Origin of the sequence: Streptomyces pratensis (assembly GCF_016804005.1) — a bacterium.
GTDB classification, from domain to species: domain Bacteria; phylum Actinomycetota; class Actinomycetes; order Streptomycetales; family Streptomycetaceae; genus Streptomyces; species Streptomyces pratensis_A.
The window spans coordinates 7,598,437-7,620,702 of record NZ_CP051486.1; the positions used below are offsets into that span (position 1 = coordinate 7,598,437).

General features: G+C 69.7%; 22 protein-coding genes, 1 tRNA gene and 1 pseudogene. 10 read left to right on the top strand and 14 right to left on the bottom strand.

Translation table 11 applies throughout. The features are described 5' to 3' along the window. Positions 1-88 precede the first annotated feature (88 nt). The gene (locus HED23_RS31845) at positions 89-730 is read left to right on the top strand and encodes a MerR family transcriptional regulator (protein WP_203187724.1); all 642 of its coding nucleotides are present in this window, start codon (positions 89-91) and stop codon (positions 728-730) included. Positions 731-736: 6 nt separating this feature from the next. On the opposite strand, the gene HED23_RS31850 is transcribed toward HED23_RS31845, so the two are convergent. Continuing rightward, complete coding sequence (locus tag HED23_RS31850; protein WP_238442188.1) at positions 737-1,057, bottom strand: antibiotic biosynthesis monooxygenase family protein; 321 nt, start codon at positions 1,055-1,057, stop codon at positions 737-739. Between the two features lie 318 nt (positions 1,058-1,375). After that, positions 1,376-2,194 (bottom strand): exodeoxyribonuclease III, encoded by an 819-nt coding sequence (locus tag HED23_RS31855; protein ID WP_203186778.1) that lies wholly within the window; start codon positions 2,192-2,194, stop codon positions 1,376-1,378. Between the two features lie 50 nt (positions 2,195-2,244). Here HED23_RS31855 and HED23_RS31860 point away from each other — a divergent pair, with 50 nt between their 5' ends. Continuing rightward, positions 2,245-2,721 (top strand): GNAT family N-acetyltransferase, encoded by a 477-nt coding sequence (locus HED23_RS31860; protein WP_203186779.1) that lies wholly within the window; start codon positions 2,245-2,247, stop codon positions 2,719-2,721. 7 nt (positions 2,722-2,728) lie between these two features. On the opposite strand, the pseudogene HED23_RS31865 reads toward HED23_RS31860, so the two are convergent. The 3 genes and pseudogenes from HED23_RS31865 to HED23_RS31875 all read right to left on the bottom strand — a co-directional run. Beyond that, positions 2,729-3,376: pseudogene (locus HED23_RS31865) on the bottom strand (SAM-dependent methyltransferase); the annotation flags it as partial. Positions 3,377-3,496: 120 nt separating this feature from the next. Beyond that, a complete protein-coding gene (locus HED23_RS31870; protein ID WP_203186781.1) occupies positions 3,497-4,006 on the bottom strand; it encodes a hypothetical protein in 510 nt (169 codons plus the stop codon). Between the two features lie 256 nt (positions 4,007-4,262). Next, positions 4,263-4,781: an allene oxide cyclase barrel-like domain-containing protein gene (locus HED23_RS31875; RefSeq protein WP_238442189.1), complete on the bottom strand. Its 519-nt coding sequence runs from the start codon at positions 4,779-4,781 to the stop codon at positions 4,263-4,265. A gap of 783 nt (positions 4,782-5,564) precedes the next feature. Between HED23_RS31875 and HED23_RS31880 the strand changes: the two genes are divergently transcribed. Then, positions 5,565-6,299, top strand: a complete 735-nt coding sequence (locus tag HED23_RS31880; RefSeq protein WP_203186782.1) for a flavodoxin family protein — start codon at positions 5,565-5,567, stop codon at positions 6,297-6,299. 280 nt (positions 6,300-6,579) lie between these two features. Here the strand turns inward: HED23_RS31880 and HED23_RS31885 are convergent. The 7 genes from HED23_RS31885 to galU all read right to left on the bottom strand — a co-directional run bounded on the left by HED23_RS31885 (position 6,580) and on the right by galU (position 12,040). Continuing rightward, a tRNA-Ala gene (locus tag HED23_RS31885) sits at positions 6,580-6,653 on the bottom strand. A gap of 87 nt (positions 6,654-6,740) precedes the next feature. After that, positions 6,741-7,895, bottom strand: a complete 1,155-nt coding sequence (glpR, locus tag HED23_RS31890) for a gephyrin-like molybdotransferase receptor GlpR (RefSeq protein WP_203186783.1) — start codon at positions 7,893-7,895, stop codon at positions 6,741-6,743. A gap of 135 nt (positions 7,896-8,030) precedes the next feature. Then, a complete protein-coding gene (locus HED23_RS31895; protein ID WP_203186784.1) occupies positions 8,031-8,660 on the bottom strand; it encodes a GNAT family N-acetyltransferase in 630 nt (209 codons plus the stop codon). Positions 8,661-8,677: 17 nt separating this feature from the next. Next, positions 8,678-9,202: a MogA/MoaB family molybdenum cofactor biosynthesis protein gene (locus HED23_RS31900; RefSeq protein WP_203186785.1), complete on the bottom strand. Its 525-nt coding sequence runs from the start codon at positions 9,200-9,202 to the stop codon at positions 8,678-8,680. Next, on the bottom strand, positions 9,199-9,699 hold the full coding sequence (gene moaC / locus HED23_RS31905) for a cyclic pyranopterin monophosphate synthase MoaC (protein WP_203186786.1): 501 nt from the start codon (positions 9,697-9,699) through the stop codon (positions 9,199-9,201). Before moaC ends, HED23_RS31900 begins: the two co-directional genes overlap by 4 nt. 123 nt (positions 9,700-9,822) lie before the next feature. Beyond that, complete coding sequence (glp, locus tag HED23_RS31910; protein ID WP_203186787.1) at positions 9,823-11,133, bottom strand: gephyrin-like molybdotransferase Glp; 1,311 nt, start codon at positions 11,131-11,133, stop codon at positions 9,823-9,825. Positions 11,134-11,137: 4 nt separating this feature from the next. Continuing rightward, positions 11,138-12,040: a UTP--glucose-1-phosphate uridylyltransferase GalU gene (gene galU / locus HED23_RS31915; RefSeq protein WP_203186788.1), complete on the bottom strand. Its 903-nt coding sequence runs from the start codon at positions 12,038-12,040 to the stop codon at positions 11,138-11,140. A 106-nt stretch (positions 12,041-12,146) separates the two neighbouring features. Between galU and HED23_RS31920 the strand changes: the two genes are divergently transcribed. Beyond that, positions 12,147-12,740, top strand: coding sequence for a 5-formyltetrahydrofolate cyclo-ligase (locus HED23_RS31920; RefSeq protein ID WP_238442190.1), 594 nt, complete (start codon positions 12,147-12,149; stop codon positions 12,738-12,740). Here HED23_RS31920 and HED23_RS31925 read toward each other — a convergent pair. Then, on the bottom strand, positions 12,737-15,481 hold the full coding sequence (locus HED23_RS31925; RefSeq protein ID WP_203186790.1) for a penicillin acylase family protein: 2,745 nt from the start codon (positions 15,479-15,481) through the stop codon (positions 12,737-12,739). The two genes, HED23_RS31920 and HED23_RS31925, sit on opposite strands and share 4 nt — an antisense overlap. A 420-nt stretch (positions 15,482-15,901) precedes the next feature. On the opposite strand from HED23_RS31925, the gene HED23_RS31930 reads away from it, so the two are divergent. From HED23_RS31930 to HED23_RS31955, 6 genes are all read left to right on the top strand, one after another. Further along, positions 15,902-17,452, top strand: coding sequence for a potassium/proton antiporter (locus tag HED23_RS31930; RefSeq protein WP_238442191.1), 1,551 nt, complete (start codon positions 15,902-15,904; stop codon positions 17,450-17,452). Positions 17,453-17,917: 465 nt separating this feature from the next. Continuing rightward, complete coding sequence (locus HED23_RS31935) at positions 17,918-19,198, top strand: MFS transporter (protein ID WP_203186791.1); 1,281 nt, start codon at positions 17,918-17,920, stop codon at positions 19,196-19,198. Between the two features lie 66 nt (positions 19,199-19,264). Continuing rightward, positions 19,265-19,612 (top strand): FmdB family zinc ribbon protein, encoded by a 348-nt coding sequence (locus HED23_RS31940; RefSeq protein ID WP_203186792.1) that lies wholly within the window; start codon positions 19,265-19,267, stop codon positions 19,610-19,612. Between the two features lie 89 nt (positions 19,613-19,701). Then, positions 19,702-20,550: an S-methyl-5'-thioadenosine phosphorylase gene (locus HED23_RS31945; protein WP_203186793.1), complete on the top strand. Its 849-nt coding sequence runs from the start codon at positions 19,702-19,704 to the stop codon at positions 20,548-20,550. Between the two features lie 305 nt (positions 20,551-20,855). Further along, positions 20,856-21,416 (top strand): RcpC/CpaB family pilus assembly protein, encoded by a 561-nt coding sequence (locus tag HED23_RS31950; RefSeq protein WP_203186794.1) that lies wholly within the window; start codon positions 20,856-20,858, stop codon positions 21,414-21,416. Positions 21,417-21,535: 119 nt separating this feature from the next. Further along, positions 21,536-21,997: an MscL family protein gene (locus tag HED23_RS31955; RefSeq protein ID WP_203186795.1), complete on the top strand. Its 462-nt coding sequence runs from the start codon at positions 21,536-21,538 to the stop codon at positions 21,995-21,997. A 29-nt stretch (positions 21,998-22,026) separates the two neighbouring features. Here the strand turns inward: HED23_RS31955 and HED23_RS31960 are convergent, their stop codons facing one another. Then, positions 22,027-22,254, bottom strand: coding sequence for a hypothetical protein (locus tag HED23_RS31960; protein WP_203186796.1), 228 nt, complete (start codon positions 22,252-22,254; stop codon positions 22,027-22,029). Positions 22,255-22,266: the final 12 nt, after the last annotated feature.

The window sequence follows — 22,266 nt, forward strand, 5'->3', positions numbered from 1 at the left end:
ATGGGTAGGGGGCGGGGCGAGGAAAGTTACCGGCGGTACAACATAGGGTGCGGGGGTGGCTGAAGGACGCGAGCACCGTGAGTACCGCATGGAGGAGCTGGCCGAGGAGGCCGGCATCACCGTGCGCACCCTGCGCTTCTACCGGGAGCGCGGCCTGATCCAGCCACCCCGCCGCGAGGGCCGCATCGCCTGGTACGACGACCATCACCTGGCGCGACTGCGCACCATCACGGGCCTGCTGGAGCGCGGCCACACCCTCAACGGGATCGCCGACCTCGCCAGCACGTTCGACAGCGGCCGCGATGTCGCCGAGGTGCTGGGCCTGGGAGAGCCGACGGAGGAGACCCCGGTCCGGCTCACACCCGAGCAGCTCGCCGACTACTTCCAGGACCAGGCCACGGCGGAGAACCTCGCCGCCTCCATGGAGCTGGGCTATCTCGGCGTCGACGGCGACGAGATCGTCCACATCAGCCGCCGCCTGCTGGACGCGTCGTCCGAGCTGGTGCGGGCCGGGGTCCCGCTCGACGCCGTACTCTCCTCGGGCCGCCAGGTGCGTGAGCACGCCGACGCCCTCGCCGACCTCTTCGTACGCGTCCTGCGCACCCACACCGCGCACACCGAGCCGGAGCAACTGCGCACGCTCGCCCACGCGGTGGTGGACGCCGAGCTGTCGATGGCCCTGGACCGCAGACTGCGCGAGGACAAGACCCCGGACGAGTCCCAGGAGTGACTCCGGTCAGCCCGCCGTCGGCCCCTGCGGCTCCGGTGGCCGCACGAACCCGTGGCTCCGCTCCACCTTCGCAACGTGCAGCGTGTAGCTCCGGTACCACTCGGCCCGTCCGCGCTCCTGGGCCGCGCGGTGCTCGGCGTCGGTCCACCACTCCGTGAGCGCGTCGGCGTCACGAAAGTACCCGACGGTGATGCCCAGCCCACCGGGAGTCTGCGCGTGGTCCGCCCCCAAGCAGCCGGGGATCTCCTTCACCAGGTCTTCCATGCGTGCGTCGGTCTCGCTGCAGCCGCCCTGGCTCAAGGTTCGAAGCGCGGTGAAGACCGCCACGTAAGAGGGCGGTTCAAAGGCCTCGACAGGCGCGACGGGTCATGACGAGTGATCACTCATGGCGCCACCGCAGGGCGGGCGCGCCCTACGGTGCAGCGCCTTTGCCGAACGGGATCCAGCCCTGGCCGATACCTTTACCGAACGGGATCCAGGCCGGACCGGGGCCCTTACCGAACGGGATCCAGGCCGGACCGGGGCCCTTACCGAACGGGATCCAGGCCGGACCGGGCCTTTGCCGACGGGGGACCCAGGCCGGACCGGGGCGCAGGTCCACCGGCCCGGACACCGCCACTCCGCGGGCAGACACCGGCCGATGCGTCACGGGCGTCCATAGGTGACCGTCACCGGCGCGTGGTCGCTCCACCGCTCGCCGTGCGTGGCGGCACGCTCGACCCAGGCCTTGACGGCACGGCCGGCGAGGCCGGGGGTGGCCACCTGGTAGTCGATCCGCCAGCCCGCGTCGTTGTCGAAGGCCCTGCCCCGGTAGGACCACCAGGAGTACGGCCCCTCCTCCTCCGGGTGCAGCGCGCGGACCACGTCCACGTACGCCGCCTCGTCGAAGACCCGGGTGAGCCACTCCCGCTCCTCCGGCAGGAAGCCCGAGTTCTTCTTGTTGGCCTTCCAGTTCTTCAGGTCGGCCTCACGGTGGGCGATGTTCCAGTCGCCGCAGACGACGACCTCGCGCCCATCGGCGGCGGCCCGCACCTTCAGCCCCTGGAGATAGGGGAGGAAGGCCGCCATGAAGCGCTCCTTCTCCTCCTGCTTCTCCGTACCGACCTCACCGGAGGGCAGATAGAGACTGGCGACCGTCACACCCGGGAGATCCACCTCGACGTAACGGCCGGAGGTATCGAATTCCTCACTCCCCGGGACCTCGAACCCGCCGAACCCGATCTGGACGCGCTCCGGCGCACGCCGCGTGAAGAGGGCGACTCCCGCACGCCCCTTGGCGGCGGCCGGGGCGTACACGACGTGCCACCCCTCGGGCTCACGCACCTCTTCAGGGAGTTGCTGCGCTTCGGCGCGGACTTCCTGGAGGCAGATCACATCGGCCCCGGTCTGCCCCAGCCACTCGACGAAGCCCTTCTTCGCGGCGGCACGGAGCCCGTTCACGTTCACGGTGGTAACAGTCAGCATCCCGGTACAGTACCTACATACCGACTACGCATACCTGTACCATAGATCGCATGAATATCCACCCTCAGTCCTTCGATCACCCCGATGCCGTCAAACTCAACGACCTCGTGCAGCTCGAATATGCCGAGCGCTACGGCGACGAGGGCGACATCACACCGCTCGACGCCACGATGTTCGTTCCGCCTCGCGGGCTGTATCTGCTCGCCTACGACGAGCAGGGCCGCCCCCTGGCCACCGGAGGCTGGCGCAGCCAGGAGCAGAACGCCGAGGGCTACTCCGACGGCGACGCCGAGATCAAGCGGATGTTCGTGATCACCGAGGGCCGAGGCCGGGGCCTGGCACGCCGTATCCTGGCCGCCCTGGAGGCCGACGCCCGTGCGGCGGGCCGCAAGCGCATGGTCCTGGAGACCGGAGACCAGCAGCCCGAGGCAGTGGCGCTCTACACGTCGAGCGGCTACGCACTCTGTGAGAAGTTCGGCCACTACCGCACGTACGACAGCGCGATCCACATGGCCAAGCCTCTGTGACCGCCGCTCAGGCCACCCGCGCCACCCCCGCGTGGAACCCGCTTAGTTCGTACACGGGCGCGGGCTCGTCCCGGTACCACTCGGGTGCGGTGACCAGCCCCGGCTCGACGAGCTCCAGCCCTTCGAAGAAGGGCCCGACCTCCTCACGCGTGCGCGTGCGCAGTGTGATCGCACCCTTCTCGTACGCGGACTCGGTCTCCCGCCTGAGCTCCGGGTGCTGATCGGCGGTCCCGTGCGAGAGGACCGGACAGCTCCCCGAAAGCTGCGCGTCGACCAGCGTCCGGGTGATGCCGTACGGATCCTGCTCGCCGGGCAGGAAGTGCATCAGCGCGACGAAGGACAGCGCGGCGGGCCGTCCGAAGTCCAGTGGCTCCGCCGCCCGTTCGAGGACCACCTCCGGTCGGCGCACATCCGCGTGGATGCAGGCGGTCGCACCTTCGGGACTGCTCAACGGCACAGCCTCCGCGTGACGAAGCACAATGGGGTCGTTGTCCGCGTGGACGACCCTGCGCGCGGGGTGACGGCCCGGACGATCTGATGGAGGTTTCGGCGGTGGGAAGCCGGTCCCGATGTCCAGGAACTGATCGATGCCCTGCCGGGCCGGCCATGCGGAGGCCCTGTGCATGAAGGCCCGGTTCCGCGCCGCGCTCGCCCGGGCCTCGACCCGGGCATGGCGGCGGTTCGAATCGGATTTCCCTGCGGGTCAGGATCAAACTCTCCCAAGACCTGGCTTTCCCTGGCGAGCGGTGGCCGGCACGGCAGCCACCGGCCGCTGTCAGGCCGGGACGATCTGCCCGTTCTCGATCTGGAAGTTCTCGGTCGGTGAGCAGCCGATCGAGGGCGTGATCAGCAGGCTGACGGCCACCGGCGCGGGCTCCGTGCTCGCGGTGGAGAATTCGCACACGGCGTGACGGCCGGTCAGCGGGAACCAGAACCAGGAGTCCGCCTCACCGACCTGAGCACGGTCCGATTCCCTCCACGCGCCGTTCTCGAAGGTGAAGACCTGAAGGCGCACGGACGCCGCGATCGGATCGGTCTGCGACCTCAGCGCAGTGAGTGTGAACTTGAAGTCTCCGTCGAGGACCGATGTGGCGATCCGTCGGCGTTCCGCCACCCGAGGCTTGGTCTGCGGTTCCTTCCCCTGACGTGCCGTCGGGCGGGTCTGCGGGTCGGCCGGCACAGGGTTCGGCGGGCCACCGGCGGCTGCACCGCTCGTAACGGTGGCGGCCGTGGCCGTGGCCAGGACGACGCCCCAGCTCATGAGTGTGCGGAAGTTCTTGAACACGACGTCTCCATGTGTGGTGATCGACGGGGGGCTGCGGAGGCGCTTCGCGTAGTCCCCGGCTTGTGGGTGTCACGCCTGGTCGGCAGCCGGTTCGACACTGATCCCGGGGTGACGCACCTCCGCCCGGTGTAGCGCTACATTCCCCGTGGCCGATAAACCGGACCGGGTTCATGGCAGGGACTGTCCGATACCTCGCGCGGGCGGAACCGCTGCTCTCGGCGCTGATTCCCGGGCGCATCGATACCGCCTGGCGCAATTACTTGCCGGGGAAGGACGGAGGCATCGGCATCTCGGACGGAGTGCGACCGCCCCCGGCCCGATGAGGCTGCACGTCGAATACCTCGAATGCGAGTTGCCAGGTCGCCGGCGTCAACACCCGCTGAGTCATCTGGCCACGCGCCTTACTGAAATCCCCGGTGCCTCCGGTGATCGCGCTGACGACCGTTCTCGGTGCCGGAATTCCGGCTTGCTCGCCCTGGACGGTGATCTGCCCTTCCGGCAGCATCGCGGTCGACGAGCACTGTCCCGCGTTCCGTTCGAGGTCGGTGATGACGCAGAACCCGCCGAAGCGTCCGACGGAGCGTTCCTCCGGGCCCCCGGTCGACACCAGATTCCCGCTGAAGATGAACTGGTCGCCGATGCTGCGGCCCGTTGCGCCCAGATCCAGCTCTTCGCCGACTTGCAGCCGGGCCTCCACGCGGATGGTGCGGGTTTTCGCCGAGGAGCTGTCGGCAGCGTGGGCTGCCGCAGTCGCGGTCGGCTCCTGCGGTGCCACGTCCGCCGACGCGGATCCGATGACGGCGAGCCCGGCGGAGCCACCGAGAAGCGCAACAGCGAGGAGTACGAAAGGCCGGTGAGCGAAGCCCATGGCCGCCTCCGTTTTGTGAGAACGAACAGAGTCAGGGCCGCCCGGTCCCGGGTCGGCCCACAGAGGGCAAAGCACCTGAGAAGGTCTGGGGACCGTGCACGAGAACGCACTCCGGTCGCGACGGATTTCGTCCGCATTCATTCACGACGGACCCTCCGTCAAGCGAAAACGCTAGCGGCCGTGATGGCGACGTGCTCAACAGAGAACCTTGATTGGCGCCGTTGGGGTGCATTTCCCCGGGCAAGGGCCTCGTCCTGTTTCAGCGAGACTGCCGATCGGTCTTGTTGTTCCTGTGATATCGCGGGGTCCCTCTCCGGGGACGGGGCTGGTCAGGGGTACGCGTCGCCTGTCTCGACGGACAACGCCGGGGCAGGGCCCGGGACCGCGAGTTCCTCCTCCCGATGCCCGGCGGGTCAGGACCGCCTGGTCCGGGCCGCGTTCACGCTCATCTCCCGGGAGAGCAGGCTCGGACGCATCTCCCGGGAGAGCAGGCTCGGACGCCGGAGGACAGGGGGCCCCGCCCGCCGTGCGGCTGCTGTGGCGGCCGCTCGTGGACGGCCACAGGATGGACGTCGCGCCTCCGTGGAGGAAGCAGGCCGCGACCGGCGCGCGTCAGCGGTCGGCCGCCGCGGAAGTGCCAACGCGCGGTCCGACCCGTAGAGGCCGCACTCGACACCGGAAGGACCGCCGATGGAGCAGACCGCCGAGGAGAACGGCGCGACACCATCGTTCGACGGCTTGCGAGCGCTGTTCGTCAACGCCACGCTCAAACGGTCGCCGGAGGTCAGCAACACGGGCGGGCTGATCGAACGCAGTGTCGGCATCATGCGGCGACACGGAGTGGACGTCGAGACCGTACGGGCCGTCGACCACGACATCGCCACCGGAGTGTGGCCGGACATGACCGAACACGGCTGGGATCACGACGACTGGCCTCAGTTGTACGAGCGTGTGCTCGACGCGGACATCCTGGTGCTGTGCGGGCCGATCTGGCTCGGCGACAACAGCTCGGTGATGAAGCGGGTGATCGAGCGGCTCTACGGCTGTTCCAGCCTGCTCAACGATGCGGGCCAGTACGCGTACTACGGGCGGGTCGGCGGGTGCCTGATCACCGGCAACGAGGACGGTGTCAAGCACTGCGCCATGAACGTGCTGTACAGCCTCCAGCACCTCGGCTACGCGATTCCGCCGCAGGCCGACGCGGGGTGGATCGGCGAGGCCGGCCCCGGCCCGTCCTATCTCGACCCCGGTTCGAGCGGACCCGACAACGACTTCACCAACCGCAACACCACGTTCATGACCTACAACATGCTGCACCTGGCATCGATGCTGCGTGCGGCCGGCGGCATCCCGGCCTACGGCAACCGGCGCAGCGAGTGGGACGCGGGCTGCCGTCCCGGCTTCAGCAACCCTGAGCACCGATAGCCCCCTCCGAAGGAACCCCTCACCGGACGCGGCCGGCACGCGGATGACCAGGAGATGCCAGGCAGCCACCGAGCTGGGGATCGTCGGTGCTGCCTGCTTCGATCGCTGGCGGCTGCACGGGGGCCCGGCCGTCGACACGACTGGCGGGCGCCCTGCCGACAGGACACCGTCCGCCCGGACACTCATGTCGACGGGCGTCCCTGTGCAGTCGCTGTACTCGCTGCCGTACGACGCCGAAGAGCCCCTACCGGGTTTCCCCGGCAGGGGCTCTTAGCTGCGGTGGACCTGTGGGGATTTGAACCCCAGACCCCCTCGATGCGAACGAGGTGCGCTACCAGACTGCGCCACAGGCCCTTGCAACGAGTGAAACTCTAGCACCCTCATCGGGGTGCTCGGAAATCCGTATCCCGGCAGGTCACCGAGTCGGGTTCACCGTCACTCTCACTCGTTGGCCGCGCGCGGCCGGTCCTCGTCGTCGTACTGGTCGAAGAGGGGCGTCCGGCCGCGGTCACGGGTGCGCCGGGCCCCGTTGCCGCGGCGGCGCGGGACCGGGTCGGCATCGGGCGTGGCCGTGTCCTGGGCGTCGCGGGTACCCGTCCGGGTGGGCTCGGCCGGGCTGGAACGTGCGGCACTCCAGGTCTCCGGGTCGCCGACCTCCACCCCGCCCGTGGCACGCGGGGCGACGGGGGCGGTGACGTAGGTCGGCAGCGGGACCGGGACCGGCTCCCAGCTGTCGCCCTGGGCCGGACCGCGCTCGCGCTGCTGGTCGACCCACTCCGCGTGGTCCGTCTGCTCCACGAGGGCACGGCGGCCCGCCTCCTGGGGAGAGACCGTGGGAGCGGGCGCCGGCGCTTCCGGCTCCTCGTCCGGCTCGGCCGGAGCCGAGGACGCGGGCTGGTGCCTGCGGGGCCGGTTCTCACGCAGCCGCTGCGCGGCCACCTCGGCGCGGCGCCGGTCCATGGTGAAGACGAACCGACGGCGTTCCTGGGCACGCAGATGCACGATGTACGTGCTCAGCAGCACGGCCGGAACCGCCGGAGCCCACAGGAAGCGGAGACCTCCGACCGCCGCGACGACCGCACCGAGTGTGAACGCCATGAACAGGACCGTGGTGGTACGCCGACGGCGCGCCAGGACCTGGGAGCGCCGTCGGCGCTCACGCTCGGACTCCGCGCCGGAAGGACGCGGGCGCCGGGCGGGCGCCAGGCGGGCGGACCGGTCGTGCGGGTGCTCCTGATCCGGCCGGTCGGGCACCGGTTCACGCAACCGCGCTTCCGTATGCGCCGGGGGCGCGGAAAAGGCCCGGACGTCGACGGACTCGATTCGGTCCGTGACGGCATCCGGGTCCACGTCGCCAGGCGCCTCCTCGGCATCCCGCTCCCGCAGCTCCTTGGCATAACGACGCTCCATGGCCGCCCGTCCGGACAGCAGCCGGATGGCGGTACTGAAGCGTTCCGTCGGACGGGCTTCGTTGAGTTCGTCCTGCCTTCGGAGCCACATCGGCACCAAGTAGGCGGCCCAGGCACCGACGATGACTGCGTAGATGAGGCCGCTGCTGCTCACGCTCACACCGTAGAGGGGTTTGCACGGCAGCATCCGCCAATTGGCCCGGTGTGTCGCACGATCAGGCTCATATGACGGACTTTTTTTGTGATTGTCGGGGTCAGCTTGGGGTCAACTGTCGACGAAAGTGACGCTGATTACCGTCAAGCGACGATCAAATTCGAACACTTATTTTATTTCGCCGGGTGTTCGTGGCGAGCCCGGCGCACCCGGCCGTACCCTGCGCCAACGCCGCAGCAGCCCGTCGGGCACTTCCTCCGCGGTGAGGGCGAAGATCAGGTGGTCCCGCCATGCGCCGTCGATGTGCAGATAGCGCGGACGCAGCCCTTCCGCGCGGAATCCGAGCTTTTCCACGACCCTTCGGCTGGGGGTGTTCTCGGGCCTGATGCACACCTCGATCCGGTGCAGCCCGACGGTACGGAAACAGTGGTCCACCGCCAGCGCCACAGCGGTCGGCATCACGCCGCGCCCCGCCACGCTCCGGTCCACCCAGTAGCCGACATGGCCCGAGCACATCGAGCCCCAGGTGATCCCCGCCACCGTCAACTGCCCTACGAGACGCCCCTCGTACTCGATGGCGAAAGGCAGCATCCGGCCGGCGTTCGCCTCGGCGCGCAGGTGGCGGATCATCTGACGGTAGGTGGGGCGCTGGGCCACCGGGCCACCGGGGGCGGGCGGCGGGACGGTCGCCTCCCAGGGACGCAGCCAGTCGCGGTTGCGCCGGTTGACGTCGCGCCACGCGCTCTGGTCGCGCAGCTTTATCGGCCGGAGGGTGACGGCGCCGTCGGTCAGGATCACCGGCCAGGTCCGGACGTTCAGCTCGGGCTCCCCGGTCGGGGGTGATCGCCGCCGCGCAGCTGGTCGACGGCGTGCACCAGAAGCCTGCTCAGCACCGCGAGCCCGTCACGCACGCCACCGGTCGAGCCGGGCAGATTCACGACGAGGGTGCGGTCCGCGATGCCCGCGAGCCCTCGGGAGAGTGCGGCGGTGGGGACCTTGTCGCGGCCTTCCGCTCGGATCGCCTCGGCGATGCCCGGGATCTCGCGGTCCAGCACGCGCCGGGTGGCCTCGGGCGTGCGGTCGGTGGGCGAGACACCCGTACCGCCGGTGGTCACGATCACGTCGTAGCCCGCTGCCGATCCGGCCCGGAGAGCCGCCTCCACGGGGTCGCCGTCGGGGACGACCTGGGGGCCGTCGACGGCGAACCCGAGACCGGTGAGGGCTTCGGCGATCAGGGGGCCGCCCTTGTCGGCGTACACGCCGGCGGAAGCGCGGTTGGACGCGGTCACGACGAGAGCGCGGTATCCACCGGTGGCAGGGGCACTGCCGGGCGCGGTCATGCGTCCGCCCCCTCCGGTGCGGGGCGCCGGTAGTCACCGGACTTGCCACCCGATTTCGCCTCGACGCGGACGTCCGTGATCACCGCGCTCTTGTCGACCGCCTTGATCATGTCGATCACCGTGAGCGCGGCGACCGACACGGCCGTCAGGGCCTCCATCTCGACCCCCGTACGGTCCGTCGTCTTCACGGTGGCCAGGATCTCCACCGCGTCGTCGGAGACGCTCAGGTCCACCTTCACGCCGGAGACGGCGAGCGGGTGGCAGAGCGGGATCAGGTCCGGGGTGCGCTTGGCACCCATGATCCCCGCGATGCGCGCGGTGGCGAGCGCGTCGCCCTTGGGGACACCCTCGCCCCTGAGGAGTTCGACGACACGCGGTGACACGAGGACCCGGCCGCTCGCCCGGGCGACACGGGTCGTGACGTCCTTCTCCGACACGTCGACCATGCGGGCGGCACCCGCCTCGTCGATGTGCGTCAGCCTGTTCTGCGTACTCAACTCACTCCGCCTAGCGGTAGGGCGCCGGTTGCCGCCCGGTCGCACCGAGGTGCGGACCGAGGGGCCCGGGGGCTTCCCCCGGTAAGGCACAGCGCCAGATACCGTACCGCCACCGCGCCGAAGTCAGCGGAGGAGGATCACCTCGGCCTCCGCGCCGGGCTCGACGGACGTGACGTCCTCGGGCAGCACGATCAGCGCGTCGGCCTGGGCGAGCGCGGCGATCAGATGCGATCCGGGCCCCCCGACGGGAGTCACGGTGCCCGCCTCGGCGTCGTAGCGCCCGCGCAGGAACTGGCGTTTGCCGGAGGGCGAGGCGAGCGCCTCGCCGGTGCTGAGCGTGGCCCGCACCTTCGGGCGGTGGACGTCCTCGAGGCCCATGAGCGTCAGGATCGCCGGCCGCACGAACAGTTCGAAGGAGACGTACGACGAGACCGGATTGCCGGGCAGGGCCATCAGCGGTGTGTGGTCGGGGCCGATCGAACCGAACCCCTGCGGCTTGCCCGGCTGCATCGCGAGCTTGCGGAAGTCGATGCCGCTGCCGGCCTCGTCCTCGTCGCCCACGGAGGACAGGGCCTCCTTGACCACGTCGTACGCACCGACGCTCACACCGCCCGTGGTGACGACGATGTCGGCGCGGATCAGCTGGTCCTCGATGGTGGCCCGCAGCGTCTCGGCGTCGTCGGCGACCGCCGGCACCCGGTAGGCGATGGCCCCGGCGTCCCTGGCGGCGGCCGTCAGCGCGAAGCTGTTGGAGTCGTAGATCCTGCCGCCGGTCAGTTCCTCGCCCGGCTGCACCAGCTCGCTGCCGGTGGACAGCACGACGACACGCGGACGGGGCCGCACCCGCACCGTCGAGCGGCCGATCGCGGCGAGCAGGCCGATCTGCGGCGGCCCCACGACCGAACCCGCGCGCAGCGCCAGGTCACCGGGCCGCACATCGCTTCCCTTGGCCCGGACATGGGCGCGGGGCTTGACCGGGCGGTGGATGCGGACCTCGCCGCTCGCCCCCTCCGGCGCGTCGCTGTGGGCCCGCATGGAGTCGGCCGGACCGCCGCCCGTACCGCCGTCGGTCCACTCGACCGGGACGACCGCCTCGGCGCCCGCGGGCAGCGGGGCACCGGTCATGATCCGGGCCGCCTCGCCGGGACCGACGGACCGGCCGTCCGCCAGGCCCCCGTCTCCCGCAGCGACGTCCCCGATGACGGTGAGGACGGCGGGGAACTCCTCGCTGGCGCCCTCGACATCGGAGATCCGGACGGCGTACCCGTCCATCGAGCTGTTGTCGAAGGGCGGGAGCGCGACCTCCACCACGACGTCCTCGACCAGGACACAGCCCTGGGCGTCGGGCAGTTGCAGCTCGATGGGCTCGAGCGGCTTCACCGCGGCGAGGATGTCGTCCAGGTGCTCGTCCACCGACCAGATCGTGCTGCTCAAGCTGTTACAACTCCTCGGTGACGTAACTGCGCAGCCAGGTCCGGAAGTCCGGCCCCAGGTCCTCACGTTCGCACGCGAGTCTGACAATGGCACGCAGATAGTCGCCGCGGTCACCGGTGTCGTAGCGACGGCCCTTGAAGACGATGCCGTGCACGGGCCCGCCGATCTTCTCGTCCGCGGCGAGCAGTTGGAGGGCGTCGGTGAGCTGGATCTCGCCGCCGCGACCGGGCTCGGTCTGCCGCAGTATGCCGAAGACCGCGGGGTCCAGGACGTAGCGGCCGATGACTGCGAGATTGCTGGGCGCCTCGGCCGCGTCCGGCTTCTCCACGAGCCCGGTGACCCGGACGACGTCGCTGTCGGTGGTCGCTTCGGTCGCCGCGCAGCCGTACATGTGGATCTGCGACGGGTCGACCTCCATCAGCGCGACGACGCTGCCGCCCTCACGCTCCTGGATCTCGACCATCCGGGCGAGAAGGGGGTCGCGCGGGTCGATGAGGTCGTCACCGAGCAGGACGGCGAACGGCTGGTCGCCGACGTGCGGCGCGGCGCAGAGGACGGCGTGGCCGAGGCCGCGGGGGTCACCCTGGCGCACGTAGTGCATGGTGGCCAGGTCGCTGGACTCCTGGACCTTGGAGAGCCGTTCGGCGTCTCCCTTACGGGTCAGCGCGGACTCCAGCTCGTAGTTCCGGTCGAAGTGGTCCTCCAGGGGACGCTTGTTGCGACCGGTGATCATCAGTACATCGGAGAGGCCTGCGGCGACCGCCTCTTCGACGACATACTGGATGGCGGGCTTGTCGACGACAGGCAGCATCTCTTTGGGAGTGGCCTTGGTGGCCGGCAGGAACCGGGTGCCGAGACCTGCAGCTGGAATGACAGCTTTGCTGATCCTGGGGTGCGACTGAGTCATGGGCAGAACTGTAACCGGTACGTATGCGTGGAAGATGAGCGTCCGGTTAACTTTGTTCTCATACATACACATAAACGAGTTATGCGAGCGCCCATTGGACCAGAACGTGTCACGAAAGGCAGCGATACGGCGGGAATTGCTCGCCGCGCGACGGCTTCTCACCTCGGAAGACGTCAGAAGGACCGCTGCGGTTCTCTCCCGGGCCGCCGCAGATCTTCCCGAACTGACCGGCGCCCGGACCGTGGCCGCCTATGTGTCCGTGGGACGCGAACCGGGAACGCACGCGCTTCTGGACGCCCTGCGAGCACGGGGCGTACGGGTGCTGCTACCGGTGCTGATGGCGGACAACGACCTTGACTGGGCCGTGTTCGAGGGTGCGGAGCACCTCGAACCCGCCGGCCGGGGCCTCCTGGAGCCGGCCGGCACGCGCCTCGGGCCGCAGGCCGTGCTGGACGCGGACGCGGTCCTGCTGCCCGGACTGGCCGTGGACGCGCGCGGGATGCGGCTCGGTCGCGGCGGCGGCAGCTACGACCGGGTGCTGGCCCGGCTCGCGGCGGCCGGTGCGCACCCCGCGCTGGTCGTCCTGCTCTACGACGACGAGGTGGTCGCGCGGGTTCCTGAGGAACCGCACGACCACCCCGTGGATGCCGTGGTCACGCCTGCCGGAGCGCGGCGCTTCCCGGCGGGAGACCGGACCTAGGGTTTCTTGAGCGTCAGGGAGTCGACCGTGGACCGCTTCACCGCGTCCTCGCCGAAGGACCAGTCGAGCAGTTCACCGTCGACCCACTTGTCGGTCTGGTCGGTGTAGTGCGCGTTGAACGCGTGCCCGGAGGCACCGGTGAGATTGATCCAGCGTGACTTGTCCCAGTCGCCCACGTTGACGACCATCCGCATCGACGGCACCCAGATGACCTCGTAGCCGCCCGCCGCGTTCCAGCCGGTCGCGTTGACCGCCGCCTCGCCGCCGCCGAGGTCCCAGGGACCCCGGTTGAGAACCCGCTGCAGAAGGTCGGGGCCCTCCGTGCCGAGCGTCTGGTTGCGCAGGGTCAGCTGGTGCAGCCTGCCCCAGCTCCAGGTGTTGACGTCCTTGCCGAGCTCGGCGGTCAGCTCCCAGCGCGCGTCCTTCATGGCACGGGCGAAGAGCTCGTCACGGCTGTCGATGGCCTCTTCGCGCCCCTTGGCCGGGGACTTCCACCACTCGTTGTCCTGGTCGTCCAGGATGCTCTCGACGACCTCGTACCAACGGTCGCCGCCGTCCGGCTGCGCCGCTTCGGGGGCACGCTGACCGCACTCGCGTACGAGCTTGCTCTGCTCGTCCACCGGCCCGGTGCCCGCGACCGGCTCCACGTAGATGCAGTCGCCCTTGGCCCGCATCTCCTTGGGAAGCTTGTTGCCGAAGCTCAGCTTGAGGATGTTGCGCCAGACGGCGTTGAAGTACGCGGCGGCAGCCGAGTCGGGTTCCTGGGAGAAGTCCCAGCCCTCCAGGAGCTTCTGCGTCTCACGGACGTACTTGTCCGAGATACTGATCTTCTTCAGCTCGGGCACCAGCTTCGCGGCGATCGCGCTCTGGTTGTCCATCTGCATCGTCTGCATGTCGTCGGTCGAGACCTTCTCGCCGCGCTCGATCTTGTTCTGGATCAGATCGTTGATCCGCTGGCTGCGGGCTCCGTAGCCCCAGTCCTTGGTGAGCATGTGCTCGTAGTCGTCACCGATGACGGCCTGGTTGGCGGTGACGATGTAGCCGCGCTTCGGGTTGTACTCGTACGGCAGCTGGTCGAAGGGGATGGAATCCTCCTCCCATCCGTACTTCGAGTTCCAGCCGGGGCTCGGCGTCGTACCGTCGCCATCGAGGCGTACAGGGATCTTGCCGGGCGCCTGGTAACCGATGTTGCCCTTGGTGTCCGCGTAGATGATGTTCTGGGACGGGACCTCGAAGTGCTCGGCGGCCTTCCGGAAGCTCGTGAAGTCCTTGGCCCGGTTGAGCTCGAAGACCGCGTCCATGGACTTGCCGGGCTCCAGCGCCGTCCACTTCAGGGAGACGCCGTAACCGTCGCCGCGGTCGGGCGCGGAGGTGGTGACGGGGGCCTTCTTGCCGACCTTCGTCAGCTCGCCGCTGCGGTCGGAGACCAGCGGACCGTTGTTGGTCTCGCGGACGGTGATCTTCCGGCTCTTTCCGCCGGCGACCTTGATGGTCTCCTCGCGGGTGACGAAGGGGACGGTCTTGCCGTCGTACCTGTATCCGTCGGCGGAGACCTTCTGCAGGAAGAGGTCGGTGACGTCGGCTCCGAGGTTGGTGAAGCCCCAGGCGATGTCCTGGTTGTGGCCGATGATCACGCCGGGCATCCCGGAGAAGGTGTAACCGGCCGTGTCGTACTGGCAGGACTCCGAGAGCTGACGGCAGTGCAGCCCCATCTGGTACCAGAGCGAAGGCAGCTGCGGCGCCAGGTGCGGGTCGTTGGCCAGCAGCGGCTTGTCGGTCGTCGTGTGCTCGCCGGAGACGACCCAGGAGTTCGACCCGATGCCGTTGCCGTTGGGGCCGAGCAGCGCCGGGATCTCGTCCAGGGTGTCGGAGAGGGCGGAGAGCTGGGTGTTCAGGCCCTCGGTCGCGCCCTCGACGGTCTCCGAGCCGGGGCCTTCGGACGGCTCGGCCTCCGGGTCGTACTTCCCGGTGGCCTGGGAGACCCCGCCCTGCTCGACGATCGGCTTGTTCTTCTCGAACGGGTAGTCCGGATACAGGTCCTTGATCTGCTTCTCGCTGAGCCTGCTGGTCATCAGCGAGCGGTCGATCTCGTCCTGCATGTTCCCGCGCAGGTCCCAGGCCATCGCCTTCAGCCAGGCGACCGAGTCGACCGGGGTCCACTCGGTGGGCTTGTAGTCGTTGGTCAGGCCGAGCGCCGCGTACTCGACGGAGATGTCCGCGCCGTCCTTGCCGTCCAGATACGCGTTCACCCCCTCCGCGTACGCCTGGAGGTTCTTCTTGGTGTCCTCGTCCAGGACCTCGTCGTACTCCTTCTGCGCGACCTGGCGCCAGCCGAGCGTGCGCAGGAAGGAGTCGGTCTCGACCTGGCCGGCCCCGAACATCTCGGAGAGGCGCCCGGACGTCATGTGACGGCGTACGTCCATCTCCCAGAAGCGGTCCTGAGCCTGCACGAAGCCCTGGGCGCGGAAGAGATCGCTGTCGGTGTCCGCGTAGATCTGCGGGATCCCGTAGTCGTCGCGCTTGACGTCGACGTCGCCGGAGAGGCCCTTGAGGTCTATGGAGCCGGTGGTCTGCGGGTAAGAGGCCCGGACCGTGGAAACGGACCAGAACGCGCCGTATCCGACACCCGCGACAAGCGCCAGCACCAGGACGATCACGAACAGGCGGGCGCGTCGCCCCTTCTTCCTGCCGGTCTTCTTCGCATCGGAAGACCCGGAAGAGGCGGTTGTGTTGGCGGGCATCGCTGTCCTTCGAGGGGCAGGGTGGTCCTGGGAGTGCTGGAGCAACCATAGGCGCCCCGCCGAAGCCACTCGGACGCGGTATGGGGATGCATCCATTTGCGCACCGGTTCGCACGAACACTCGAAGACGTCAAGAAAACGTTAAAGATTAGGTAAGGTAACGAAGTACTGGCCGCCGGAGGACGATCCGGAAGGCTCAGAGCACCCGGCGATCGGGGGGCGCGAGAAGGAGCGGGACCGGGTGCGTGCAGCTGCGAGGCGGAGCGTTGTTGACTGACGACAACGCCGCAGATTTGCGCACCCGGCCCCACGACACCGCCCCCCGACTGCCGGATGCTCCTACGCAGGGAAGGAACGGACCCTGACTGTCCACGCGCTCAACGAACTTCTGCTCGTCTGCTCGGTCGTCCTGCTGGTCGCCGTGGCGGCCGTACGCATCTCGTCCCGCAGCGGGCTCCCCAGCCTGCTCCTGTACCTCGGCATCGGGATCGCCATAGGGCAGGACGGCATCTTCGACGTCAAGTTCGACAACGCCGAGCTGACCCAGGTGATCGGCTATGCCGCCCTGGTCGTCATCCTGGCCGAGGGCGGTCTGGGCACGAAGTGGAAAGAAGTCAAACCCGCGTTGCCGGCGGCGGCCGTACTGTCGACCGTCGGTGTGGGCATCAGCGTGGGCGTCACCGCGAGCGCGGCGCACTACCTCGTCGGCCTCGACTGGCGGCAGGCCCTGATCATCGGCGCCGTCGTCTCCTCCACCGACGCGGCCGCGGTCTTCTCCGTCCTGCGCAAGGTCCCCCTCCCTTCCCGGATCACCGGTGTCCTGGAGGCCGAATCCGGCTTCAACGACGCCCCCGTGGTCATTCTGGTGGTGGCCTTCTCCGCCGTCGGTCCCGTGGAGCACTGGTACCTGCTGGTCGGCGAGATAGCACTGGAGCTGGCCATCGGCGCGGCGATCGGCCTCGCGGTGGGCTGGCTCGGGTCCTTCGGGATCCGCCATGTGGCACTGCCCGCGTCCGGGCTCTACCCGATCGCCGTGATGGCCATCGCGGTCTCCGCGTACGCCGCCGGCGCCATGGCCCACGGCAGTGGCTTCCTGGCCGTCTACCTCGCCGCCATGGTCCTCGGCAACTCCAAGCTTCCGCACTGGCCCGCCACCCGGGGCTTCGCCGACGGGCTCGGCTGGCTGGCGCAGATCGGCATGTTCGTCCTGCTCGGCCTGCTGGTCACCCCGCACGACCTGATCGTCGACTTCTGGCCCGCCGTGGTCGTGGGGCTGGTCCTCACCGCCGTCGCCCGGCCGTTGTCGGTCTTCATCAGCCTCGCGCCGTTCCGGCTGCCCAAGCGGGAGAAGGCCCTGATGTCCTGGGCCGGGTTGCGCGGCGCCGTGCCCATCATCCTGGCGACCATCCCCATGGTGTCGGGCATCGAGGGCAGCACCCGGGTCTTCAACATCGTCTTCGTGCTCGTCATCGTCTACACACTGATCCAGGGACCGACGCTGCCCTGGCTGGCCAGGGCCCTGAAGATCTCCGAGGACCCGTCCGAGACCGCGGACCTCGGCATCGAGTCGGCGCCCCTGGAACGGCTGCGCGGCCATCTGCTGTCCGTCGCCGTTCCCGGCAGCTCCAAGATGCACGGCGTGGAGGTCGGCGAACTCCGGCTGCCCGCCGGAGCTGCGGTCACCCTGGTCGTCCGGGACGGAAAGAGCTTCGTACCCGCGCCATCGACCGTGCTGCGCCGCGGGGACGAGCTGCTGGTCGTCGCGACCGACCCGGTGCGTGACGCCACCGAAGCCCGCCTGCGCGCGGTCGGCGCGGGCGGCAAGCTGGCCGGCTGGCTGGGCACCGGCGGCGCGGGCCGGCAGGACAGCGGCCCGGACATGCCGCACCTCGCGAAACTGGCCGGGAAGCTGGGCAAGGGCGGCGAGGACCGCCCGGGGAGCAGGACGGGCGGCAAGCGGGCCCACCACTGACCCTGGACGCCTCTGGGCGTTGCCGCCAGGCGCGAGGGACGCTCGCGGTTGTGCACGGCGGTCGAGGACGTGTGTCGGCGGCGGCAGGTGCCCGGGGCTGTCGAGGATGTGCCGGCAACCGCAGGTGTCCGGGGCGGCAGCGGACATGAGATGGCGACCGTAGGTGTCCGGGGGCGGCAGCGGACATGAGGCGGCAATCGCAGGTGTCCGGTGGCAGGGGCCTGTAACATGAAGGACTGGATCTCATGATCCACACGATTCGAACTTGATCGACCAACTCTGTCTGATGCAGAGCTGGCGCGACCGTATGGCGGTCGTGGCGTCCTTTCGCCTCTGTAGCGAGCGCCCGGCATCTACCGCAGTCCCGCGCGAAGAGGACAGCTCTCGGCAGCTTCCGCGCACTCCCCGCACCCCGGTGCGGGAAGTCCGGGAGCACGGCCACCAGGCGGCAGAAAGGCATGGACCGTGGCGTCCACGGTCTCCGACCGCCCCGGTTACGGGCAGTTGCTGCGCACCCCGGGTGCGTGGACCTTCCTCCTCCCGGGCTTCGCCGCCCGGCAGCCCTTCGCGATGCTGACCATCGGCATCGTGCTCCTTGTCCAGCACACCACCGGCTCGTACGGCAGCGCGGGCGCCGTGGCCGCCGTCTCCGGCGTCTCCATGGCCCTGTTCGCGCCCCAGAGCGGCAGGCTCGCCGACCGTTTCGGCCAGCGCGCCGTGCTCCTGCCCGGTGTCCTGGTGCACGCCGCCTCCGTCGGCGCGCTCACGGCACTCGCCCTAGCGGACGCACCTCTGTGGGCGCTGTTCCTGGCAGCGGTACCCACCGGGGCGTCCATTCCGCAGGTCGGGCCCATGGTGCGGGCCCGCTGGGCGGCACGGCTCGGCGCCGCCCCTGGGCGCCCGGCCTCCCCGCTGATGACCACGGCCGCCGCTTTCGAGTCCGTGACGGACGAGTTCACCTTCGTCGTCGGCCCCGTGCTCGCGACGGCGCTGTGCACCGGCGTGCACCCGGCGGCGGGACTGATCGCCGAGGCCGCACTCACACTGCTGGGCGGCCTCCTGTTCGCGGCGCAGCGCTCCACCCAGCCTGTCCCCCGGGGCGCCGCCAGGGCGGAGGAGCCGCACCGCTCGGCGCTCTCCGTGCCCGGGGTGCGCGTCCTCGCGATCACCTTCCTGGGCATCGGCGCCGTCTTCGGCGGCATGCAGGTCTCCCTGACGGCGTTCTCCGAGGAGATCGGCCGCCCCGGCGTGAACGGACTGCTGTACGGGGTCTTCGCGGCCGGCAACATGCTGGCCGGCATCGCCTGCGGGGCCATCGCCTGGAAGAGCAGCCCGCGCCGTCGGCTGATCGTCGGCTACGTGGCCCTGACACTGACCGCTTCCACGCTCTGGGCCGTGCACTCCGTGCCGCTGCTGGCGGGGCTCGGACTGCTGGCCGGACTCTGCATCGCTCCCGCGCTCATCAGCGGGTACACCCTGGTCGACGCGCTGGTGCCCGCGTCCGCCAGGACCGAGGCGTTCACCTGGCTGACAGGCGCCGTGGCACTCGGCCAGGCGGCGGCCGTCACGGTGGCCGGACAGCTCGCGGACGCCCACGGCGCGAACACCGGTTTCGTGGTCCCGCTGGCCGGTACGGCGCTGGCGCTGGCGACCCTGCTGGCCCTGCGTTCACGGCTGACGCCGCCCGCCGCAGGACGGACGGTGGCGCGTGGGATGGGTCACCGCGAGCCGGTCACAGTGGACTGATCGCTCGGAATACGTCAGTATGGAGCGTCGTTAGCACTCATTGAGTGAGAGTGCCAGGAGGAGCAAGTGCCGACCTATCAGTACCAGTGCACCGAATGCGGCGAGGGCCTCGAAGCGGTGCAGAAGTTCACCGATGATGCCCTGACCGTGTGCCCGAACTGCGAGGGACGCCTCAAGAAGGTGTTCTCGGCCGTCGGCATCGTCTTCAAGGGATCCGGTTTCTACCGGAACGACAGCCGCGGCTCCTCGTCGAGCAGCACGCCGGCCACGTCGTCGTCCAAGGCGTCCGACTCGTCCACAGGGTCGTCCTCGTCGACGTCGGACGCGAAGCCGGCCGCTTCGGCCGCGTCCTCTTCGTCCTCGAGTTCTTCCTCGGCGTCCTCCACGTCGTCGAGCGGTACGTCGGCCGCCTGAGGCCACCCGCGTACACCACACGTCTCGCCCGGACCCCGCTGATCGACTCGGTGGGGTCCCGGTCGTGCGCGCCCCGTTAGTGTGACCGCATGGTGAACTCAGAAACGGGTACAGCGGAGATCGGTGTCATCGGCGGATCAGGTTTCTACTCCTTCCTGGAGGACGTGACCGAGATCCAGGTCGACACCCCGTACGGAGCGCCGAGCGACTCCCTCTTCCTGGGTGAACTCGCTGGCCGCCGGGTGGCCTTCCTCCCGCGCCACGGCCGCGGCCACCACCTCCCACCGCACCGGATCAACTACCGCGCCAATCTCTGGGCCCTGCGCTCCGTCGGCGTAGGCCAGGTCCTCGGCCCGTGCGCGGTCGGCGGTCTGCGGCCGGAGTACGGGCCGGGCACCCTGCTCGTACCGGACCAGATGGTCGACCGCACAAAGGCACGCACGCAGACCTACTACGACGGTGAGGTCCGGGCCGACGGGTCGCAGCCGAACGTGGTGCACCTCGGTTTCGCCGACCCGTACTGCCCCCAGGGGCGCAGGGCGGCCCTCGCCGCGGCTCGTGGCCGCGACTGGGAGCCGGTGGACGGCGGGACCCTGGTCGTGGTCGAGGGCCCTCGCTTCTCGACCCGTGCGGAGTCACGCTGGCACGCCGCGATGGGCTGGTCGGTCGTCGGCATGACGGGACACCCGGAAGCCGTACTCGCCCGTGAACTGAATCTCTGTTACACGGCGCTGACGCTCGTGACGGACCTCGACGCGGGCGCCGAGGCCGGCGAGGGCGTCAACCACGCGGAGGTGCTGGAGGTGTTCGCGGGCAATGTGGACAGGCTCCGGTCGGTGCTGTTCGACGCGGTGGCCGCCCTGCCCACGGGCGAGGACCGTGACTGTGTCTGCGCGCACGCGCTGGACGGGATCGACACGGGGATCAAGCTGCCGTAGCGCGCCGGGACGCTGGATCCGCACCGGCACACACGGGGATCGAGCGCGGGGTTCGGTTCGCGTTCGTCCGCGGCCGACTCGTACGGGTGGCGGGGTTGTCCACATCGTGTGGACTGTCCACAGGGCCGAGCGGGATTTCCGTGAAGGGTGGATCGTGAGGGGAGTTCGGCGGGGAATCCCGCAGGACTCCCCTCACGCATTCCTCGGGCAATTCCGTCGCGTCCTCGGGCATCTCCGCGCGCCTTCTCGTGCGGCCCTTCGCAGGAATGTCCCACGGACTGCCCTCACATCAGGTGGTGTTGGCCATGTCTGCTTCGGTGCCCGATACACATCCCGCGCCTCCCGCACCGCGCGGAATCCCGTCCTTCGGGCCGCTGCGCGTTCGGGGCGGCGGTGGGCATCGACTCCGACGGGCGTTGCGCGCCCGGCGCCGGGCGCTGGCCGCGGGGTTCGCATTGGCCTCCGCTGTGTTCGCCGTATCGGGGCTGGGCGGTGAGAGAGGGGCGGCCGCCCTCCCCGGGGGTGCGCCACCGGGGCCTGAGCGACGGACGGTGCAGCTGGTGTCGGCCCCGGTGCGGATCGCCGACGCGGCGACGGTCGGGCTGCTGCGGCCCGGCGACCGCGTCGATGTGATCGCCGCGGTCGACGGAGATGTGGAGGCCAGGGTGGTGGCACGCGACGTACGGGTGGCGGAGATCCCGCGCCCCGCGGGCAGCGGGGAGGCGACGGTCCCGGAGGCAGACGGCGGGGTGGGCCCGGGGAGTGGCGCCTTGGTGGTCCTGTCGGTGGAGCGGGACACCGCGGCGGCCCTGGCAGGCGCCGGTGCCTCGGGCCGGCTCGCAGTGGCGGTGTCCCATGCCGAATAGAACTTCTATCGGATCAACTCACTCGTCGGAAGTACCCGATTGGACAGTGCGGTCTTCTGCGGCCTTATGTGGCGGGGCGGTTCTCTCCCCGTACGGCACAGACGGAGGAAGGCCCACATGTGAGCGAGAAGAAGGCCGGACTGCTGGAGGGATTCAAAGCTTTCCTGACGCGCGGCAATGTGATCGACCTCGCCGTCGCGGTCGTCATCGGTGCCGCGTTCACGAACGTGGTGAACGCGGTCGTGAAGGGAATCATCAATCCCGTGGTTGGCGCCTTCGGCACGCAGGACCTGGAGAAGTACAGGTCCTGCCTCCGGAGCCCGTGTGCGGTGGATCCGGAGACAGGCAGGATGGACGGCATCGAGATCCTGTGGGGCTCGGTGCTCAGCGCCACCGTCAGCTTCCTGATCACCGGTGCCGTCGTCTACTTCCTGATGGTGCTGCCGATGGCGAAGTACCTCGCCAGGCGCGCGGCCGCCCAGGCGGCGAAGGAGGGCGTGCGGGAGACGCTGGAGGTGAGCGAGCTGGAGGTGCTGAAGGAGATCCGGGACGCGCTGGTCGCCCAGCGGGGCCAGGCGTAGCGGGCCCGGATCCCGGCGTGCCGCCCGCGTCAGATGTGGTGGGGCGGCTTGTCGTCGAGGAAGCGCGCCAGGTCGGCCGCGCCGCCACCGGCCGGAGCCCGCTCGCCCCACCCCTGGTCCGTGTCGTCCGAGGACTGCCGGTCCAGCGGATCGTCGAAGATCAGAGCCGGCGGCTTGGGCCTGGCCTCCTGCGGCGGCCGTTGCTGCGGCTGCGACGGCTTCGACTCTCGCGGTCCATGGGCGGGGGCGGTACTCATACCTCCAGGGTA